This is a genomic window from Paenibacillus sp. FSL K6-1318 (assembly GCF_037976905.1).
GTDB lineage: Bacteria > Bacillota > Bacilli > Paenibacillales > Paenibacillaceae > Paenibacillus > Paenibacillus amylolyticus_A.
Window position 1 is genome coordinate 5,885,941 of record NZ_CP150270.1, and the last position, 20,014, is coordinate 5,905,954.

At 46.8% G+C, this 20,014-nt stretch carries 22 protein-coding genes and 1 other annotated feature; of the genes, 1 reads left to right on the forward strand and 21 read right to left on the reverse strand.

Annotated elements, in window-relative coordinates; all coding sequences use genetic code 11:
* Positions 1-75: 75 nt before the first annotated feature.
* The 19 genes from rpoB to NYE45_RS26500 all read right to left on the reverse strand — a co-directional run bounded on the left by rpoB (position 76) and on the right by NYE45_RS26500 (position 17,460).
* Positions 76-3,621: a DNA-directed RNA polymerase subunit beta gene (gene rpoB / locus NYE45_RS26410; protein WP_062836178.1), complete on the reverse strand. Its 3,546-nt coding sequence runs from the start codon at positions 3,619-3,621 to the stop codon at positions 76-78.
* Positions 3,622-4,015: 394 nt separating this feature from the next.
* Positions 4,016-4,636, reverse strand: coding sequence for a class I SAM-dependent methyltransferase (locus tag NYE45_RS26415; RefSeq protein ID WP_340014573.1), 621 nt, complete (start codon positions 4,634-4,636; stop codon positions 4,016-4,018).
* 96 nt (positions 4,637-4,732) lie between these two features.
* Positions 4,733-5,092, reverse strand: coding sequence for a 50S ribosomal protein L7/L12 (gene rplL / locus NYE45_RS26420; RefSeq protein ID WP_062836176.1), 360 nt, complete (start codon positions 5,090-5,092; stop codon positions 4,733-4,735).
* 72 nt (positions 5,093-5,164) lie between these two features.
* A complete protein-coding gene (gene rplJ / locus NYE45_RS26425; RefSeq protein WP_062836175.1) occupies positions 5,165-5,668 on the reverse strand; it encodes a 50S ribosomal protein L10 in 504 nt (167 codons plus the stop codon).
* A gap of 23 nt (positions 5,669-5,691) precedes the next feature.
* Positions 5,692-5,839, reverse strand: a sequence feature (ribosomal protein L10 leader region).
* Between the two features lie 68 nt (positions 5,840-5,907).
* Positions 5,908-6,600, reverse strand: coding sequence for a 50S ribosomal protein L1 (rplA, locus tag NYE45_RS26430; RefSeq protein ID WP_017692063.1), 693 nt, complete (start codon positions 6,598-6,600; stop codon positions 5,908-5,910).
* 94 nt (positions 6,601-6,694) lie between these two features.
* On the reverse strand, positions 6,695-7,120 hold the full coding sequence (gene rplK / locus NYE45_RS26435) for a 50S ribosomal protein L11 (protein WP_017692062.1): 426 nt from the start codon (positions 7,118-7,120) through the stop codon (positions 6,695-6,697).
* 68 nt (positions 7,121-7,188) lie between these two features.
* A complete protein-coding gene (gene nusG, locus NYE45_RS26440) occupies positions 7,189-7,722 on the reverse strand; it encodes a transcription termination/antitermination protein NusG (RefSeq protein WP_024633599.1) in 534 nt (177 codons plus the stop codon).
* A 21-nt stretch (positions 7,723-7,743) separates the two neighbouring features.
* Positions 7,744-7,935: a preprotein translocase subunit SecE gene (secE, locus tag NYE45_RS26445; RefSeq protein ID WP_017692060.1), complete on the reverse strand. Its 192-nt coding sequence runs from the start codon at positions 7,933-7,935 to the stop codon at positions 7,744-7,746.
* A gap of 17 nt (positions 7,936-7,952) precedes the next feature.
* Positions 7,953-8,102 (reverse strand): 50S ribosomal protein L33, encoded by a 150-nt coding sequence (gene rpmG, locus NYE45_RS26450; RefSeq protein WP_072735843.1) that lies wholly within the window; start codon positions 8,100-8,102, stop codon positions 7,953-7,955.
* Positions 8,103-8,406: 304 nt separating this feature from the next.
* Complete coding sequence (gene sigH, locus NYE45_RS26455) at positions 8,407-9,051, reverse strand: RNA polymerase sporulation sigma factor SigH (protein WP_017692059.1); 645 nt, start codon at positions 9,049-9,051, stop codon at positions 8,407-8,409.
* Positions 9,052-9,223: 172 nt separating this feature from the next.
* The gene (locus NYE45_RS26460; protein WP_340014574.1) at positions 9,224-9,745 is read right to left on the reverse strand and encodes an NYN domain-containing protein; all 522 of its coding nucleotides are present in this window, start codon (positions 9,743-9,745) and stop codon (positions 9,224-9,226) included.
* Positions 9,746-9,750: 5 nt separating this feature from the next.
* Complete coding sequence (gene rlmB, locus NYE45_RS26465; RefSeq protein ID WP_017692057.1) at positions 9,751-10,497, reverse strand: 23S rRNA (guanosine(2251)-2'-O)-methyltransferase RlmB; 747 nt, start codon at positions 10,495-10,497, stop codon at positions 9,751-9,753.
* 43 nt (positions 10,498-10,540) lie between these two features.
* On the reverse strand, positions 10,541-11,020 hold the full coding sequence (locus NYE45_RS26470; RefSeq protein ID WP_340014575.1) for a Mini-ribonuclease 3: 480 nt from the start codon (positions 11,018-11,020) through the stop codon (positions 10,541-10,543).
* A complete protein-coding gene (gene cysS, locus NYE45_RS26475) occupies positions 11,017-12,417 on the reverse strand; it encodes a cysteine--tRNA ligase (RefSeq protein WP_062836201.1) in 1,401 nt (466 codons plus the stop codon). Before cysS ends, NYE45_RS26470 begins: the two co-directional genes overlap by 4 nt.
* A gap of 42 nt (positions 12,418-12,459) precedes the next feature.
* Complete coding sequence (gene cysE, locus NYE45_RS26480; protein ID WP_340014576.1) at positions 12,460-13,119, reverse strand: serine O-acetyltransferase; 660 nt, start codon at positions 13,117-13,119, stop codon at positions 12,460-12,462.
* Positions 13,120-13,655: 536 nt separating this feature from the next.
* Positions 13,656-15,113 (reverse strand): glutamate--tRNA ligase, encoded by a 1,458-nt coding sequence (gltX, locus tag NYE45_RS26485; RefSeq protein WP_076334125.1) that lies wholly within the window; start codon positions 15,111-15,113, stop codon positions 13,656-13,658.
* A gap of 33 nt (positions 15,114-15,146) precedes the next feature.
* A complete protein-coding gene (ispF, locus tag NYE45_RS26490) occupies positions 15,147-15,623 on the reverse strand; it encodes a 2-C-methyl-D-erythritol 2,4-cyclodiphosphate synthase (RefSeq protein ID WP_017692052.1) in 477 nt (158 codons plus the stop codon).
* Entirely contained in the window at positions 15,620-16,312 is a 693-nt protein-coding gene (ispD, locus tag NYE45_RS26495; RefSeq protein WP_340014577.1) for a 2-C-methyl-D-erythritol 4-phosphate cytidylyltransferase, read from the reverse strand. The genes ispF and ispD overlap by 4 nt, the downstream gene beginning before the upstream one ends.
* Positions 16,313-16,374: 62 nt before the next feature.
* Positions 16,375-17,460, reverse strand: coding sequence for a PIN/TRAM domain-containing protein (locus NYE45_RS26500; RefSeq protein ID WP_340014578.1), 1,086 nt, complete (start codon positions 17,458-17,460; stop codon positions 16,375-16,377).
* A gap of 173 nt (positions 17,461-17,633) precedes the next feature.
* On the opposite strand from NYE45_RS26500, the gene NYE45_RS26505 reads away from it, so the two are divergent.
* The gene (locus NYE45_RS26505) at positions 17,634-18,029 is read left to right on the forward strand and encodes a hypothetical protein (protein ID WP_017692049.1); all 396 of its coding nucleotides are present in this window, start codon (positions 17,634-17,636) and stop codon (positions 18,027-18,029) included.
* Between the two features lie 130 nt (positions 18,030-18,159).
* Here the strand turns inward: NYE45_RS26505 and pssA are convergent, their stop codons facing one another.
* Both pssA and disA read right to left on the reverse strand, forming a co-directional pair.
* Entirely contained in the window at positions 18,160-18,891 is a 732-nt protein-coding gene (gene pssA, locus NYE45_RS26510; protein ID WP_062836169.1) for a CDP-diacylglycerol--serine O-phosphatidyltransferase, read from the reverse strand.
* A 45-nt stretch (positions 18,892-18,936) separates the two neighbouring features.
* The gene (gene disA / locus NYE45_RS26515) at positions 18,937-20,013 is read right to left on the reverse strand and encodes a DNA integrity scanning diadenylate cyclase DisA (RefSeq protein WP_062836168.1); all 1,077 of its coding nucleotides are present in this window, start codon (positions 20,011-20,013) and stop codon (positions 18,937-18,939) included.
* Position 20,014 lies beyond the last annotated feature (1 nt).

Below are 20,014 nucleotides of genomic sequence, written 5' to 3' on the forward strand. Positions count from 1 at the left end.
ACGCCCTCTCCGGCCGAAGCCGGAGCAAGACGCGAGCCTGATGAAAAACGCCGGTCATCATGCGCTCGAAGCGGTTTATTCCGCTCCGACCTCTGTACCCTCAAGGTTGAGGCTGAGCTTATCGCTCGCAGCGTCATCTTCATCGTCCATTTCTCTCATTTCAATCTCTTGCTCATCTTCACTCAAAATCTTAACGTCCATACCCAAGCTTTGCAGCTCTTTGATCAATACTTTGAATGATTCAGGAACGCCTGGTTCCGGAACATTCTCGCCTTTGACGATGGATTCATACGTTTTAACCCGACCAACAACATCATCGGACTTAACAGTCAAGATTTCTTGCAGTGTATAAGCAGCACCGTATGCCTCAAGCGCCCATACTTCCATCTCCCCGAAACGCTGTCCACCGAATTGGGCTTTACCACCCAATGGCTGTTGCGTAACAAGTGAGTAAGGACCCGTGGAACGGGCATGGATTTTATCATCAACCATGTGTGCCAATTTGATCATGTGCATGACACCTACGGTAACTTCACGTTCAAACTCTTCACCTGTACGACCATCATACAGGACGGTTTTACCATTACGTTGCATTCCTGCTTCTTCCATCGTATCGAAGACGTCATACTCCTTCGCTCCATCGAATACAGGAGTTGCTACGTGAATACCCAGTTGCATCGCCGCCATACCCAAGTGAACCTCGAGTACTTGACCGATATTCATCCGGGAAGGTACGCCCAGTGGGTTAAGAACGATCTGAACCGGTGTACCGTCTGGCAGGAAAGGCATATCTTCTTCCGGCAAGATGCGGGCCACGACCCCTTTGTTACCGTGACGTCCGGCCATTTTATCACCCTCGGAAATTTTCCGTTTTTGAGCGATATATACACGAACGAGTTGGTTAACACCTGGAGGCAGTTCATCACCGTTTTCACGGGTAAATACTTTCACGTCTACTACGATACCGTCAGTACCATGTGGTACTCGCAAGGAAGTATCACGTACTTCACGTGCTTTCTCACCGAAGATCGCATGCAGGAGACGTTCTTCTGCAGTCAGCTCTGTCACACCTTTAGGTGTTACTTTACCAACCAGAATGTCGCCAGCGCTAATCTCAGCACCGATGCGGATAATACCGCGCTCATCCAAGTTACGCAACGCTTCTTCCCCTACGTTAGGGATATCACGTGTGATCTCTTCAGGTCCGAGCTTAGTATCACGTGCTTCTGACTCATATTCCTCGATATGGATGGATGTGTATACATCTTCCTTAACGAGTTTTTCACTAAGCAAGATCGCATCCTCGTAGTTGTAACCTTCCCAAGTCATGAAGGCAACAACGACGTTACGTCCCAGAGCCAATTCACCCATTTCCGTTGAAGGACCATCAGCGAGGATATCGCCAGCTTTGACAGCGGCACCTCTTTTGACAATCGGACGCTGGTTAATGCATGTTCCTTGGTTCGAACGCATAAATTTGTGTAATTTATATTTAACGATATCGCCTTTAACTTCCTGACCGTCCACTTCTTCAACACGACGGAGCCAAATCTCGTTCGCAGAAGAACGTTCAATAATTCCGTCATAATCGGAGACAATACATACACCAGAATCTTTTGCAGCTTTGTGTTCCATACCTGTTCCTACAAGTGGTGCTTTAGGAATCAAGAGTGGAACCGCCTGCCGCTGCATGTTTGATCCCATGAGTGCACGGTTGGAGTCATCGTTCTCAAGGAACGGGATCAGCGCTGTAGCGACGGATACAACCTGTTTAGGAGATACGTCCATGTAGTCAACTCGCTCACTCGGCATCGTAAGGATGTTATCCGACTGTTTGTTGTAACGTACAATGATCGCTTCTTCTTCAAATGTACCGTCTTCGTTCAACTTCGCATTCGCTTGTGCGATGACGTAGTTGTCCTCTTCATCCGCTGTCAGGTAATCAATTTGTTCGGTTACAATACCTGTCTTCGGATCAACCCAACGATATGGAGCTTCAATGAAGCCATATTCATTTACACGGGCGAATGTTGACAAGGAGTTGATCAAACCGATGTTTGGTCCCTCTGGAGTCTCGATTGGACACATCCGGCCATAGTGGGATGGATGGACGTCACGCACTTCCATACCTGCGCGCTCACGCGTCAAACCACCGGGTCCGAGTGCGGACAAACGACGTTTATGAGTCAACTCACCCAGTGGGTTCGTTTGATCCATAAACTGTGACAATTGAGAGCTACCAAAGAACTCTTTAATCGATGCAATAACAGGACGTATGTTGATCAATGCCTGTGGTGTAATTACGTTAGCATCCTGAATGGACATTCTCTCACGAACCACACGCTCCATACGGGACAAACCGATACGGAACTGGTTCTGCAGGAGTTCACCCACCGAACGCAAACGACGGTTACCCAGATGATCGATATCATCCGTGCTACCAATTCCCTGCAGAAGGTTAAGGAAATAACTGATGGAGGAAATAATATCCGCCGGAGTCACGTTTTTAACGGACTTGTCAATGTTTGCATTGGCAATCAGTTTGACCACTTTACCGTCTTCAGTTGGTGAGAACACATCAATCGTTTGCATAGGGATTTCATTAGCATCCAGAACGCCGTTACCCACGTGATACGTGCGGAAACCAACGCTCTTCTCAAGATACGGCATGATTTCATCCAACAAGCGACGATCCACCATTTGACCTGCTTCAGCAATAATTTCGCCTGTTTCTGCGTCAACAAGTGACTCAGCCAAACGCTGGTTAAACAAACGGTTTTTAATGTGAAGCTTTTTATTCATTTTGTAACGACCTACATTAGCCAGGTCATAACGTTTTGGATCAAAGAAACGCGCTACGAGCAAGCTTTTCGCGTTATCAAGCGTTGGCGGCTCGCCCGGACGAAGACGCTCATAGATTTCAATGAGTGCTTTCTCCGTTGAATCCGTGTTGTCTTTGTCCAGTGTGTTGCGGATATATTCGTCATTACCGAGCAGATCCAGAATCTCAGCATCTGTGCCAAAACCAAGTGAACGCAGGAGAACCGTAACTGGTATTTTACGTGTACGGTCGATCCGGACGTAAACAACATCCTTCGCGTCCATCTCCAGTTCCAACCAAGCGCCGCGGTTAGGAATAACTGTAGCGGTATACGTTTTTTTGGCGTTTTTATCTACTTTGGTACTGAAGTAAACGCTAGGAGAGCGAACCAACTGGCTGACAATAACCCGTTCCGCACCATTAATAATAAATGTGCCCGTGTTGGTCATCAGCGGGAAATCTCCCATGAATACTTCCTGCTCTTTGACTTCGCCGGTTTCCTTATTAATGAGCCGGACTTTAACCCGAAGCGGTGCTGCATACGTAACGTCACGCTCTTTCGCATCGTCTACTGTATACTTCGGTTCACCGAGACTGTAATCGATAAATTCCAAAATCAAGTTACCTGTAAAATCCTGGATCGGCGAGATATCCTGGAACATTTCGCGCAACCCTTCCTCCAAAAACCAATCATAGGATTTTTGTTGGATTTCAATCAGGTTCGGAACTTCGAGTATCTCGTTAATTCGTGCATAACTGCGCCGAGTGCGTCGACCATATTGAACAAGATGTCCTGCCAACTTAAACTCACCCCTCAATGTCTACTCACTTTAAAAATTTCGTTGCGAACCTCTGTTTGTAACCTTATAATGGTACACATACAGAGCAAAGCAATGCATCCACAAATAAAGAAAAGCCCTTACTCGAAATGTCGTTCGAAAAAAGAGCAACTTTGATCGGCGGATGTCTTTCCAAATCATTCTTATCCCCAGTTTGCCCAAAATGTACATATTATACGCCAAACGTAGGCATAATAAGCCCGTTCGGCGTAAAAAAAGGTTGACATTTTTAGTTAGCTAAAGCCAAGTAGGGCATCTTAATACTGACATTTTACAATAATACCACGGCCTGAATTTCAAGTCAATAGTCCTATTGCAAAAAAAATGATCCCCTGCTTACTTTACAAACTCTGATTTAGCTTTTGGTAGATGTATCTTCCGCTTTCACCGCTTTAAAAATCCGATAGCCTTTATCCTTCGTCACTTCTTCCACTCTTCCAAACAAAGATTCCAATTTTGCTTTCGCTGACGGGGCCCCTTGTTTCTTCTGAATGACAATCCACAACGAACCGCCTACCTTCAGATGGCGATGTGCCTGTTCGAAAATAGTATGAACCGTCTCTTTCCCAGCCCGTATAGGCGGATTGGTAAGTACGACGTCAAAATTTTGCTTTTTTACTTCAGCCAGTAGATTACTTTGTAATACCGTGACATTGCTAATTCCGTTCACTTTTGCATTTTCCCTGGAAAGTTCAACGGCTCTCTCGTTGATATCGATCATGGTGACATGCCCATCCGGTACAAGTTTGGCTGCTGTAAGGCCCATCGGCCCATACCCGCAACCCACATCGAGAACATGAGCCCCTGATGGCAACTCTATCGCATCAATCAATACTCTGCTGCCATAATCGATTCCGTTTTTGGAAAACACACCGGCGTCTGTCACGAATCGCAGACTGAATCCGCGAAGAACCGCTTCAGTTGCTCTGCGATCATGCGCTACTTGCGGTTTGTCCGAATAATAATGATTGGACATGCCCTCACTCACTTTCCATTTACAATTACAGCAACAAACCCCTTGATATAAGTCAAGGGGTTTGTTGTTTTGTTCATCTAGCTTATAAAAGCTAAATTATTTAACTTCGATTGTAGCGCCAGCTTCTTCAAGCTTAGCTTTAACCGCTTCTGCTTCTTCTTTAGCAACTTTTTCTTTCAATGCTTTTGGAGCGTTGTCAACCAGTTCTTTTGCTTCTTTCAGGCCAAGACCTGTGATTTCGCGAACTGCTTTGATAACGTTGATTTTGGAAGCACCAGCGTTAGTCAAGATTACGTCGAACTCGGATTGCTCAGCTTCAGCAGAAGCTACTGCACCTGCAGCAGCTACTGGAGCTGCAGCAGTTACGCCGAATTCTTCTTCGATTGCTTTAACAAGATCGTTCAATTCCAGTACAGTCATGCCTTTGATTGCTTCCAAGATTTGCTCTTTACTCATGAGTGAACCTCCATATATAATATTATTTTTTTTAATTCATTTGCCACCTAAGCAGCATTCAGATCAAGTTGCTTACGCGCCTTGTTCTTCTTTTTCCGCAACTGCTTTAACCGCAAGCGCGAAGTTGCGCACTGGCGCTTGAAGCACGCTGAGGAGCATGGAGAGGAGACCATCGCGGGATGGCAGTTCTGCCAATGCTTTAACTTCTTGTACTCCGATTACGCGACCTTCTACAACTGCACCTTTCAATTCCAGTGCATCGTTCTTTTTCGCGAAGTCGTTCAGAATTTTAGCTGGAGCCACAACGTCATCTACGCTGAATGCAATTGCAGTAGGACCTGTAAGAACACTATCGAGTTCTGTCAGTTCTGCTGCTGCAGCTGCACGGCGAAGCAACGAGTTTTTCAGCACTTGGAATTCGATCCCTGCTTCACGAAGTTGCTTACGCAACTCAGTTACTTGGGCAACGTTCAATCCGCGATAGTCAACAACAACAGTTGTAACGCTCTCGCGCAATTTTGCTGTTACTGCATCAACGGACTCTTGTTTTGCTTGAATCACTTTTGCGTTTGCCAATCTGTACACCTCCTGATCAAATTTATCCCATTAAGAAAAGCCTCCGTAGAATCACGAAGGCTTGATATATACTCATCATCGATTTGCATCGTTCTAAGTTCTATAATCACACCTCGGCAGGAAATTAAGCCAAATGGCACCTACTGTCTACGGCAAGCATATTCAAATGTCAACGGTCAGTCACTCGGACTCACAACTTTTATATCTTATCAAAAACAGGACAAGCCTGTCAAGAGATATTATCTAAAAGCTGCTGCGTTCACGCGTGCGCCAGGGCCCATCGTGGAAGAAAGACTAACATTCTTCAGATAAACACCTTTTGCTGCCGCTGGTTTAGCACGATTCAGAGCTTCCATGAGAGCTTTAAAGTTCTCATTCAGTTGCTCAGAAGAGAAAGAAGCTTTACCAATCGGTGCATGAATTTGACCTGCACGATCCAGACGATATTCGATTTTACCGGCTTTAATTTCTTGAACAGCCTTAGTTACATCGAAAGTTACCGTTCCGGCTTTAGGGTTAGGCATCAGACCTTTACCGCCGAGCAGTCGGCCCAATTTACCTACTTCACTCATCATATCTGGTGTCGCTACGCAGACGTCGAATTCGAACCAGCCTTGTTGGATTTTGTTGATCATGTCTGCATCACCAACATAGTCCGCGCCAGCCGCTTCCGCTTCTTTCGCTTTGTCACCTTTTGCAAATACCAATACGCGTTGTGTTTTACCTGTGCCGTGTGGCAAGACAACAACACCACGTACAGCCTGGTCTTGCTTACGAGGGTCTACACCCAAACGAACTGCCGCTTCGATTGTTTCATCGAATTTTGCAGTAGCTGCCTTTTTCACAAGCTCTACAGCTTCTGAAGGCTCGTAAGTTGCTTCGCTGTCAATCAGCTTAGCAGCTTCCAGGTATTTTTTACCGTGTTTAGCCATGTTTTATTCCTCCTTTGTGGTGTTAGCGGATATACCTCCCACATCAACCGGTCGCGAATCGACCGGTTTTACGAAGCCATGTTTCTTATGAAAATTAGTCTTCGATGGTGATACCCATGCTGCGGGCAGTACCTTCGACCATACGCATAGCGGACTCAACGTCTGCTGCATTCAGGTCAGGCATTTTTGTTTCTGCGATTTGACGAACCGCATCACGTTTAACAGTAGCAACTTTTTTCTTGTTCGGTTCGCCGGATCCTTTTTCAACTTTAGCTGCCACTTTCAACAGAACTGCTGCTGGTGGAGTTTTAGTGATGAAAGTAAAGGAACGGTCCTCGAATACAGAAATTTCAACTGGAATAATCAATCCCGCTTGATCAGCTGTACGAGCGTTGAATTCTTTACAGAATGCCATGATGTTGACACCTGCTTGACCCAAAGCTGGACCTACTGGTGGTGCTGGGTTTGCTTTACCTGCTGGAATCTGCAGTTTTACCATTTTAATAACTTTTTTCGCCATGATTGACACCTCCTTGCAAAATAGTGGTTAACGGGTTTTTCAACCCTCCCACAAGAAACTTGAAGAGACTATATCTTCTCCACTTGCGTGTATTCCAACTCAAGCGGTGTTTCCCGTCCAAACATGTTCACGTGCACTTTCAACTTGCTTTTGTCTACCAAAATTTCTTCCACGGAGCCTACGAAATTCGCAAAAGGACCGACTTTAATACGTACGGATTCCTTAATATCGAACTCAATTTTCGGCTTAGGTTCAACCATACCCATGTGCTTCAGAATTTGTTCCACTTCTTCAGGCAACAAAGCAGTTGGTTTGGACCCAGAACCTGTCGAACCGACAAATCCTGTAACACCTGGTGTGTTGCGAACAACATACCAAGAATCATCCGTCTGTACCATTTCCACCAAGACATAACCAGGGTAAACTTTACGCATAACGGTTTTTTTCTTACCGTCCTTGTTTACCACTTCTTCTTCCATAGGAACAAGAACGCGGAATATCTTGTCTTCCATGCCCATAGACTCTACGCGTTTTTCCAAATTGGCTTTGACCTTGTTCTCATACCCTGAATAGGTATGAACGACGTACCATCTTTTTTCCATATCAAGCCACCGGAACCCTTCTTAAATAATCGCTTCGATCACAAAGGAGATGCCAATGTCAATGACCCAAAAAAACAGCGTCATAACCACAACAGTACCAAGTACGATCAATGTGTAGTTGGTCAGCTCTTTACGATTAGGCCAGCGAACTTTTTTAAGTTCAGCCCAGCTTTCTGAGAAAAAGGAAATCAGAGATTTGAAACTTCGTTTCACGCCGACACCTCCAAAAACTATCTGGTTTCGCGATGAGAAGTCTGCTCGTTACAAAACTTGCAAAATTTCTTCATCTCCATGCGGTCGGGGTGATTACGCTTGTTTTTTGTCGTAGTGTAATTTCTTTGTTTGCAGTTAGTACAAGCCAAAGTAATAATTACCCGCATGATGTACACCTCCCGAAGACTTCCACATTCAAGCAGAGTCTCTAAATTGATCCTGAAAAAAAGCCATAAATTTAGGCCTACCTAAAACACTTTATCACAAGGGTATAACCATGTCAATGAAAGAATAGCCTTTCATTCACTGGGTATTACTTCCGTACAACGTACTCTCGTTTCACATCTCTGTTTTTCTCTTCTCCTGCATGGACCGAGCGATTACTAGTATAAACATTCTTTGATTTTATAAACTTGAGACACTAAAAAAAGACTCAAACACCGAGCCTTTTCCGTCAACGACAACATGTGTTTAATTATCTCGAACTTCCAGGTACTTTTCAAGCTTGCGCTTCACGCGCTGTAGTGCATTATCAATGGACTTCACATGTCTGTCCAAATCTACTGCAATCTCTTGATAAGATCTCCCGTCCAGATACAACATCAATACTTTACGTTCCAGATCACTCAGAATCTCGGACATTTTATCTTCCAGGCCCACAAACTCTTCCTGATTGATGATAAGTTCTTCCGGATCACTGACCTGGGTTCCACAAATCACATCGAGTAACGTACGATCAGACTCTTCGTCATAAATAGGCTTGTCCAGAGATACATAAGAATTAAGCGGAATATGTTTCTGACGTGTTGCTGTCTTAATCGCCGTGATGATCTGTCTTGTAATACACAGTTCGGCAAAAGCCTTGAACGAAGCCAGCTTGTCCCCTTTGAAATCTCGAATGGATTTGTAGAGGCCAATCATTCCTTCTTGAATAATATCTTCCCGGTCTGCCCCAATCAGAAAATAAGATCTTGCCTTGGCGCGTACAAAGTTACGATATTTGTTAATCAAAAACTCTAACGCTTCGCTTTCGCCTTCACGGAAAGCTTCGACAATGTCTTCGTCACTTTGGTAATCATACTTGGATAACATGATATCTTTGAGGTCGACACTCACAGACAATCCCTCCGGCTGCAACGCAAGGTACCCCGTTACTCTACTCTATGAAATATACGATCAGTATATATGATGGCACCTCACACCGTCAACCACGCTCTGCCTAAAAAAGAACATCAATAACATAAATGTCAAGACTTTCAATATTCTAAATATTGTAAAAAGCGTACTGTTATTCCCGCCGCCATCGCTCAAACTCTTTCAATATATCGGGACTTAACTTGCCCCCGAGTGTATTACGAGTTGTCTTCGCCTGATCTTCTTCCAGTCGTTTCTTTAATTCTTTTTCGTTCTGCTCGACTTCAATCAGCAATTCCCTTGCAGATACGCGTAGCGCTCCCTGTCCGAATATGACATGTTGCTCTACCATATCGCTCGTAGCCACATAGATTTGGCGTCTTCGCATGCTTAGTTCCCGTACGAGTCTCTCAATGCATTCGTCCGCCGTCTCTTTTTCCTTTGTAAAATAGATCTGTACTTTGCTCTGTGTAAAGGATTTACCGAGTCCAGGCACGAGGTAGGCGTCAAACACAACAATGACCCGCCGACCGGAGAACGCCTGATAGTCAGCGAGCCGAAAGAGAAGCCTGTTACGCGCCTCTTCGAGCCCACTTTCCGCCAGTCTAGTTAGCTCCGGCCAGTCACCAATCATGTTGTACCCGTCTACAAGAAGCACATCACGGGAATCAGCCATACCTTCTATTCCTGCGCTTGACGCGAGCGGAGCACTTCATACATGACAACACCCGCTGCCACGGAAGCATTCAGGGAATTAATCTGACCTTGCATCGGTAATTTGATCAGTACATCGCATTTCTCACGAATGAGTCGTCCCATTCCCTTGTTTTCATTGCCGATTACCAGTGCCACAGGGCCAGTAAAGACTCCGTTACCAAAGACACCTTCATGAGCCGTGACATCTGTCCCTACAACCCACACACCTTCTTCTTTAAGGCGATCGATAGTCTGGCCGAGATTACTCACACGAGCCACTGGTACGTACTCCACGGCGCCTGCTGACGTTTTGGATACTGTCACTGTTACAGCTGCCGAGCGACGTTTGGGTACAATGACACCATGCGCACCCGTGCAATCTGCTGTCCGCAAAATGGACCCCAGGTTATGAGGATCTTCAATCTCATCCAACAGGATCAGGAAAGGATGCTCATTCTTCGCTTTTGCTGCGGCAAGAATGTCTTCTACCTCCACATAAGCATAAGGTGCCGCTTGTGCGACTACCCCTTGATGCTGAATGCCTGGTACTGTTTGGTCCAACTTACGCTTGTCCACGTGTTGAATGACAATACCGAGTTTTTTAGCTTCCGAGATAATAGGTTGAGTCAGATGTTTCTGTGCTGTATCGGCAATCCATATTTTATTAATGGTCCGGCCTGAACGCAGCGCCTCCGTCACGGAGTGTTTACCGGCGATCCATTCTTCTTCCATCGTTGTTCGATCCTCTCTGTAATGCGTTGTTTTGTTGAAATTTCTATTTTTTTGTCGGTGATGGCGATTGTTGTTCCGCTTGCTCAATGCCAAGTCCGATCAGTTCAATCATGCGATCATGACGACCACTACTGTAGAGGTATCCAATGAGACATTCAAAAGCCGTAGCATGTCTGTACTCCAGAACATCTGCATTTTTGGGGATACTCCCCGACTTGGCATTCCGCCCTTGCCGGACGATATCCCGTTCCTCTTCTGTCAGTTCAGCCTCGATAGTTGTAAGTATGCGGCTCTGTGCCTTCGCTGATACCAATCCGGTTGCACTACGGTGCAAATGATTGGGACGCATGTTGGCCTTCGACAACAGATATTGACGAACAGCTACTTCATATACCGCATCACCAATATAGGCCAGTGCAATAGGAGGAATCAACCTGGCAGGTCTGGAAGGGGGATATGGGAACCATCCTCCTTCTGTAGCCTGCTCCTGTTGTTTTGGTGTATTTGAATGTCCTTCGCTCATTTGCGCCGCCATCTCATGCCCTGCGCCGTATCCTCAAGCAGGATACCACGTGCAGACAATTCATCGCGGATTTCATCCGCTCTTGCCCAGTTTTTGGACTTGCGCGCTTCTACGCGTTCTTCAATCAGACGCTCTACTTCTTCATCCAAAAGTTCTGGCTCTGCGTCAGTATAGATGCGCAGTACAGCATTCAGTTCATTGAACAACTCGAGGAGCGCACGAATGTCAGCAGCATTGACTACTTCTTGCTGCAACAGTTGGTTGGCTTCCCCTGCCCACTCAAACATTGCTGTAATTGCATCAGGTGTATTGAAATCGTCCTGCATCTTCTCGTGATACTGCTGACGAATTTGGTCGAGTCTTGCTGCAAACTCTGCTGAAATATCCTGATCTACAGTCACCGCATTCAGACGATGGTTCAAGTTACCTACAGCATTCGCAATCCGGTCCACACTGTTCTGTGCCTGCTCCATCGTATCATCCGTAAAGTTCAATGGATTCCTATAGTGGGTAGACAACATGAAATAACGAATCGCTTCGCGTTTATATTGATTCCGCAAGTCTTTTACAAGAACACCATTGCCGAGTGATTTCGACATTTTCTCGTTATCGATTCGGATAAAGCCATTATGCATCCAGTAGTTGGCAAGCGGTTTGCCTGTTAATACCTCGGATTGGGCGCATTCGCACTCATGGTGCGGGAACTGCAGATCCTGTCCGCCCCCGTGTATGTCCAGTGTATCCCCAAGGTACTCCCGAGCCATGGCGGAGCACTCAATATGCCATCCTGGTCGACCATCACCCCAAGGACTGGACCAGTAGATCTCGCCTGGTTTAGCTGCCTTCCAGAGCACGAAATCTTCGGGATGCTCTTTACGCTCGTCCACGCCTACACGGATTCCGAATTGCAACTCCTGCAGGTTTTGTTTCGAGAGTTTACCGTATTCGCTGAATTTGCCTGTACGATAATAGACGTCACCGCCATTTTCATATGCAAATCCCTTTTCAACCAACTCACGGATAAAATCAATAATGAGCGGCATGTTCTCTGTAACTCGCGGATTGCTACTTGCCTTCGGAATACCCAGTCCTTCAAGGTCTTCATAATAGGCCGCAATAAACTTCTCTGCGACATGAGGTACGTCTGTTCCAAGTTGTTCTGCTTTGCGGATCAGCTTGTCGTCGACATCCGTGAAGTTCACCACATAGTTCACTTCATGTCCTGTCTGTTCCAGGTACCCGCGAACCGTGTCGAAAAAGATAACCGGGCGTGCATTCCCGATATGGATGTAATCATATACCGTTGGTCCGCACACATACATTTTTACTTTCCCTGGCTCTTGGGGAACAAAATCCTCTTTTGTACGACTCATCGTATTATAAATTTGAAGCGTCATGGTCACTTATCCTTTCATCCTATACTGCCTATATTTATTGTATCACGTATCACGCACAGTCTCATTTTCACGGGTATTCTGCAGTGTACGTATCTCTTGCTGCAATCGTTCGAGTTCTTGTTGCATACTGCGCAAGGAGTCAACGACCGGATCGGGCAACTGTTGACTGAGGCGATCTACCCGTCGACCATCCTGTTTAACAATCCTACCCGGTATGCCTACCACGGTACTGTTGGAAGGGACTTCCTTAAGTACAACGGAGTTCGCACCAATGTTACATTGATCCCCCACGCTAAATGAACCCAGCACTTTGGCTCCGGATGAGATAACCACATTATTACCAATGGTCGGATGTCTCTTTCCTTTTTCTTTCCCTGTTCCGCCAAGGGTAACCCCCTGATAGATAACGACATCATCGCCAATCTCACATGTTTCTCCAATAACGACGCCCATTCCATGGTCAATAAACAACCGATTTCCGATCGTAGCTCCAGGGTGTATCTCAATTCCTGTCATAAAACGACTAACCTGCGAAATGAACCGGGCAACCGAGAACCATCTTCGCTTGTATAAAAAATGAGCGATCCGGTGTGCCCATATTGCATGCAGCCCTGAGTAGGTGAATACCACCTCAAACCATCCTCTGGCCGCCGGGTCGTTTTCAAACACCACCTGGATATCTGATCTGATCTTCTTGAACATGCTCGTTCCCCTCTTGTTCAGGTTCCCGTCCTCCGGCTTACCGGACGGCGCGTTCCTTGGTAGTGTACTGCACACTCGCCTAAACAAAAAACGCCCCTGCAGCATTTAGCTGCAGAGGCGTTTATCGCGGTCCCACTCTGCTCGGTTCATCCTCAAATAGAATGAGCCCTCAAGCGGTTTGGTAACGGAAACCAATCGTCACAACCTATCCTAACGTTTTCCCATGTCAAGATGACAAAGGCGGGGCTGGATTCGGCTGTGCAGCTCACGGGCGCATTTCGACTGATGGACAGCGGATGGCTCACAGCCACCGCAACCAAAGAAAACTTCCTTTGCTGCGGGACCATCCTCTCTGAATCTGTCCGGGTCAGTCTACTCCTCCCGATCTTTGCTGTTCTATTAGATAAATCATATCAATTATTCGTTGTGTTGTTATTATAGCGAAAAGGCCTCAGACTGACAACAGCCTCCTACGTAATCCATACATCATAAGACTGTGTTCAGATTCCAATTTAATGGAATATCCTCGATTAAACTTATTTTACTTGCGCAAGCAAACGTTCGATCACCGTATCACGGCCCAGAAGCACAATCGTTTGATTCAAATCCCGTCCATGCGTCTGTCCAGTCAAGGCTACACGAATTGGCATAAAGAGCTGTTTGCCCTTAAAGCCGGTTTCTTTCTGTACTTCCTTGATCAATGCAGCCATTTTACTTGGCGTGAACTCTTCGCTCGCCTGCACTTTATCCGCAAATGCCTTCAGTACAGTTGGCACCTGCTCCTCCGCAAGTACTGCTTCTCCTTCGCTTTCCAGCTCGAGATTGGAACGGAAGAACACTTCTGACAATTCCACAATATCGGAGGCAGAATTCATCTGCTCCTGGTACAAGTGTACCAGCGTATATGCCCATTCTTTTTGTTCAGCAGACAGCTCGGAAGAAATACGTCCAGCCTTTTGCAGATGTGGAATGGCCATTTCGGCAATACGTTCCGGGTCAGCATGTTTGATGTAGTGGTTGTTCAAGTGGGCCAGCTTGTGGGTATCAAATACTGCCGGGCTCTTGGACAGACGTTTCGTATCAAAAATGGAGATCAGCTGCTCTTGCGAGAAGATCTCTTCTTCCCCTTCCGGCGACCAGCCGAGTAAGGAAATGAAGTTAAACATCGCTTCAGGCAAATAGCCGAGCTGATCATACTGCTCAATGAACTGAATAACGGACTCATCCCGTTTACTCAGCTTCTTGTGATTTTCATTCACGATCAGCGTCATATGGCCGAATTGCGGCGGCTCCCAGCCGAGCGCTTCATAGATCATCAGTTGACGCGGCGTGTTCGAGATGTGATCTTCCCCGCGCAGAACGTGGGAGATCTTCATCAAGTGATCATCCACAGCAACGGCATAGTTGTATGTGGGAATGCCGTCTTTTTTCACAATGACGAAGTCGCCGGATTCCTTGCTGTTGAATGAAATTGTGCCCTTAACCATGTCATCAAACGTATATGTGCGCTCTTCCGGCACACGGAAACGAATACTCGCTACGCGGCCTTCCGCTTCAAACGCACTAATTTGCTCTGGAGTCAGGTCACGGTGTTTGCCCGAATAACGTGGTGTTTCTCCACGTGCTGACTGTTCCTCGCGCTCTTGCTCCAATTCTTCTTCCGTACAGAAGCAGCGGTAAGCCAGACCCTTATCCAGCAATTCCTGCGTATATTTACGATAGAGATCCAGACGTTCCGTTTGACGGTATGGTCCGTATTCTCCGCCCACGTCAATACTTTCATCCCACTCGATTCCAAGCCATTTCAGGTATTTCAGTTGGCTTTCTTCACCACCGGCAATATTCCGTTTCACGTCCGTATCTTCAATACGAATAATGAATTTACCGTTATTATGTTTGGCATACAAATAGTTAAACAGCGCCGTACGGGCATTCCCGATATGCAGGTGTCCCGTTGGACTCGGCGCGTAACGCACACGAATTTCCGTGCTCATATGATCCCCTCCGTTACTAATTGATTGATGATATCACACACGTACAAGGCAAACAACGGATTGAGCGGCAATGCCCTCTCCCCGTCCCGGGAACCCCAGTTGCTCAGTTGTTGTTGCTTTCACGTTCACCTGCGTTACATCCGCTTCCAGTGCTTTGGCAATAACCTCAGCCATCTGTGGGATGTAAGGAGCCATCTTCGGCTTTTGGGCAATAATCGTTGAGTCGATATTTCCCAGCTTATATCCGCGATCCTTCACAAGCTGCCATACATGCTCCAACAATTTCAGACTGTCGGCATCCTTGAATTCCGGATCGGTATCCGGGAAGTGCTTGCCGATATCCCCGAGTGCCAGCGCACCCAAAATGGCATCACTAATCGCGTGCAACAGCACGTCTGCGTCCGAGTGACCCAGCAGTCCTTTTTCATAAGGAATCGTTACTCCGCCAATAATGCACGGGCGTCCCTCCACCAGCTGATGTACATCAAATCCCTGTCCTACACGTATCATCGCTTCTTCTCTCCCCCTAGCAAAAACGCGGCGTATTCCAAATCTTCCGGCGTCGTTAATTTGATATTGGTATAATTGCCTTCCACAACCTTGACCGACATTCCCTGACGTTCAGCCAGCATGGCGTCATCTGTCCCCAGAAATCCGTCCTGCTCGGCTGATTCGTAGGCGGAGAGCAGGGAAGAAAGACGAAAAGCCTGCGGGGTTTGAATGCTCCACAGACTGCTGCGGTCTGGCGTCGCCGTAACGACTCCTTCCGCATTCACTTGTTTGATCGTATCCTTCACGGGAACGGCCAGTACAGACGCTCCACCGGATATGGCGGCCTCCATGCACCCCTTGATCTGCTCATGGTTCACAAAAGGACGTACCCCGTCGTGAACGAGAACCCAATCCGTCCCAAGTGCCTTCAGGCCTTTATGGACAGAATGTTGTCTCTCTTTCCCTCCGGGGATAACACGGACACGTGAATCCAGTTGGTATTCTTTTACCCAATCCTGGCAGCGTTCAACATCTGCAGCTCCTGTGACCAGCACCATCTCGTGGATCTCGTCCAGTGCAGCAAATACCTCAAGCGTATGTATGAAAACGGGCTTGTCCTGCAGCAACAGAAACTGCTTGCTCTCGGTCGTCCCCATCCGGGTACCGCGACCTGCTGCCACAATGACAACGCCCCACCCTTTATCCATGCCGCAATCCCTGCCTTGTCTGTCAGTTTATCGTTCAACGATACACTACCCATCATACCGCTTTATTGGGCTTTTTCCAACAGTTTCGGCTTCGCAAAGATCATTCTTCCCGCTGAAGTCTGCAGCACACTGGTCACCAGCACTTCCATCATCATGCCGATATACTCGCGTCCGCCTTCCACCACGATCATCGTGCCATCATCCAGATAGGCTACACCTTGACCATGCTCCTTACCATCCTTGATGATCTGCACCATGATCTCCTCACCTGGCAGAACGACTGGCTTGACTGCATTCGCAAGATCATTAATGTTAAGTACAGATACACCTTGGAGTTCACACACTTTGTTCAAGTTAAAATCATTGGTGACCACTTTGCCCTGAAGCACTTTAGCCAATTTAACCAGTTTGCTGTCCACCTCGGAGATTTCCTCGAAATCCCCCTCGTAGATCAGAACTTTTACATCGAGTTCCTTCTGGATTTTGTTCAAAATGTCCAGTCCACGTCGTCCTCTGTTCCGCTTGAGCAGATCCGATGAATCGGCAATATGCTGCAGCTCCTCCAGAACGAATTCGGGAATTACGATTGTGCCTTCAATGAATCCGGTTTTACATATATCAGCGATACGTCCATCGATAATAACGCTGGTATCCAGAATTTTATGTTCTTCCATCCGTCTATCCTCGTCTACCTCCGGATGCCCCCATCGCCCAGACATCCAGAAGGCCCCCAGATCGTCTTTCTTCGCCATGGCAAGGGTGTAGCCGGAATAGGCACTAATCACCGTCAGCGCCACTTGCAGCACTTCTCCTGCCGTCCCCATCCATCCCACAACAGGGTAGAGCAACAAGGCCACGAGCAATCCTGCAACGGTACCTGCGGCACCTGCAGCCAGTTCGTTCATAGGTACTTTTGCCAATGAATCAATTCCACTATGCAGCCTATCTGCCACCAATGTACCACCAATGTTACATACAGCCATAAACATTACAGCTCCCAGCAGCGTTGATATACCAGCTCCCAGTAATCCTGCTGACTGAATCCACTCTGCCATCCATGGGACCGATTTTCCTGCCAGATGATATGCCGTGTAGCCGAACCATGCACCGCACAATCCTGTAAAAGTTAAAATGCCTTTTTTCCACATTAGTCCCTGCACCTCCTTCAATGTATCTTGATCTTTATATCCAGTATGATCCAATTCCTGAATTGCTAATCCCATCCGCAAGAACTTTTTGGAAATGTTGCAATCGTCAGTTGAAAGTAGGTAAATTATTGGCATATAATGAATTCAATTCATATCCCGAGGTGAGTGGCAAAATGAGTACGCTAAGTTTACAGGCTTTCCAGGATCAAGTTTCTGAACTGTTGCTGCGTCATCGCAGTCTGATTGATGTACTGTCCAAAACGGGACAAGCCGGAGCGTCTGTTAACCGTGCCGTGTCCAAAGCCATTACCGAATGCGGCTGCATCGAGCTGCACGCCACCAAGCAGAAATATGCCCCGGAGAGTGATATCGCTCAAACCAAGGGCCTGCTGGAAACGCATGTGGAAGGTGAGTTGTGTGAGAACTGCCGAGAGGTCATCAGCTCTGAATTGGGGCGAAACCTGTTCTACATGTCGGCTCTCTGCAATCTGCTGGACATCAACATGGAAGAGGTCGTGAATCACGAATCACAGAAGTGTTCGACGTTAGGGATGTTTAATCTGTCGTAAGAAGATATGTATGTCGTTCGTAAGGGTTTCTTTTACCGTAAATAGATCTGAATAAACAAAAAGCACGCATTCTCCTAGTCAGGAGCGTACGTGCTTTCTTTGTATTGTGTCTGTCTCCAATGCGCAATGCTTAACGATCAGAAGGACGGGAAGATTTCTCATCCTTGCGCTTTTTGGCCCGACTACGCGAGGCCGCTGTTCGCACATTATGCTTCATTCCATACAAGGCGTATAACACCAGCGGAATAAAAATCAATTTGGATAACTGCTCGGGGAAAATAACGGCTACGGCTATCGCGAATAACACAACCCATGGTGCAATCCAGATTGCTTTGCGCGGCAAACCGACCTTTTTGAAATTGGGATACTTAAGCGAACTCACCATCAGATATGATAACAGCAACGTAGCAATCATCATGCTGATCGGGCCGATATCCTTGTTGAACAAGGACAGTGTAGCCAGCACTCCGCCGGCTGCCGGAATCGGCAGACCTGTGAAGTACCCCGGAATTCCCGGACGAACATTAAACCGTGCCAGACGAATGGCTCCACAGATCGGAAAAGCAGCTGTTGCAATCCAGGCGAGCATCGGCATCGAATCTTGAAATGACACCATAAATATGATCAGAGCTGGTGCTGCACCAAAGGAAACCATGTCGGACAAGGAATCCAGTTCCTTGCCGAATTCGCTTTGGGCATTGAGCGCACGTGCCACCCGGCCATCCAGACCGTCCAGCAGCATCGCTACAATGACCATAATAGCAGCCAAACTGTAATTTCCATCAATCGCAAGCAAAATCGCCATCATTCCAAGAAACAGATTACCCAGGGTAAAGAGATTCGGAATGAATCTGGTTAGCATTGTTGTTTCACCTCATCCATTTCAAGCCTTTATATAGGCAAACCCTTACATCTGTCTGTCGATAAACATCTGCTCCTGCAAACGTTTGAGGCCTTCCTTAATGGTCCGGGCACGAACTTCACCAATACCGTCCACTTCGTCCAGTTCTTCAATTGTAGCCATAATGACATGAGGCAATTGTTCGAATTGATCCACCAGGTTATGGATAATGACATTCGGCAGGCGGGGGATCTTATTTAATACCCGGAATCCGCGAGGTGCAACCGAATCTTCCGAAGTAGCCGCTGATGAAGGGTAGCCGAGCAGACGAACAATATGATGTGCATCCAGCAATTCATCATCCGACAACCTTTTCAGTCCCACGATAATTTCACGGATTTTGTCATCACTGTCGTCACGGGCATAGTCTTTGTACAGCAACCAAGCTTCTTCTTCCGTTGTACCCACGAGCTCTTCCATTTGCATGGAGATGAGTCGTCCCTCATTTCCAAGTTCATGAATGTATCGTTTGATTTCCGTTTTGATCCGCATCACCATTTCGGTACGCTGAATCACGTTAACCACTTCAGGAATCGTTACCAGTTCCTCAAATTCAGAGGCACTCAGATTCGTAAGGGACTGTGTCAATACAGCTTTGTATTTTTCCAGGGTTTGAATCGCCTGATTCGCTTTTGTCAAAATAACTCCAATTTCCTTGAGGGAATAACGAAGTGTTCCCTGATACAAGGTGATGATATTCCGACGCTGTGATATGGAAACCACCAATTTACCCGTTTGCTTCGCTACACGCTCTGCCGTCCGGTGACGAATCCCCGTCTCTGATGAAGAGATCGAAGAGTCCGGGATTAACTGGGTATTGGCGTAAAGAATACGCTTCAAATCCTCACTAAGAATAATGGCTCCATCCATCTTGGCGAGTTCGTACAGATAGTTCGGGGAGAAATCACAGTTAATCGAGAATCCCCCGTCCACCACTTCCATTACTTCAGGGCTGTATCCTACAACAAGCAGTGCGCCCGTCTTGGCGCGCAGCACATTTTCCAGACCTTCGCGGAAAGGTGTACCTGGTGCGATCAGCCTTAACAACTCATTCATATTATCCAGTTGGCTCGAATCTTTCATC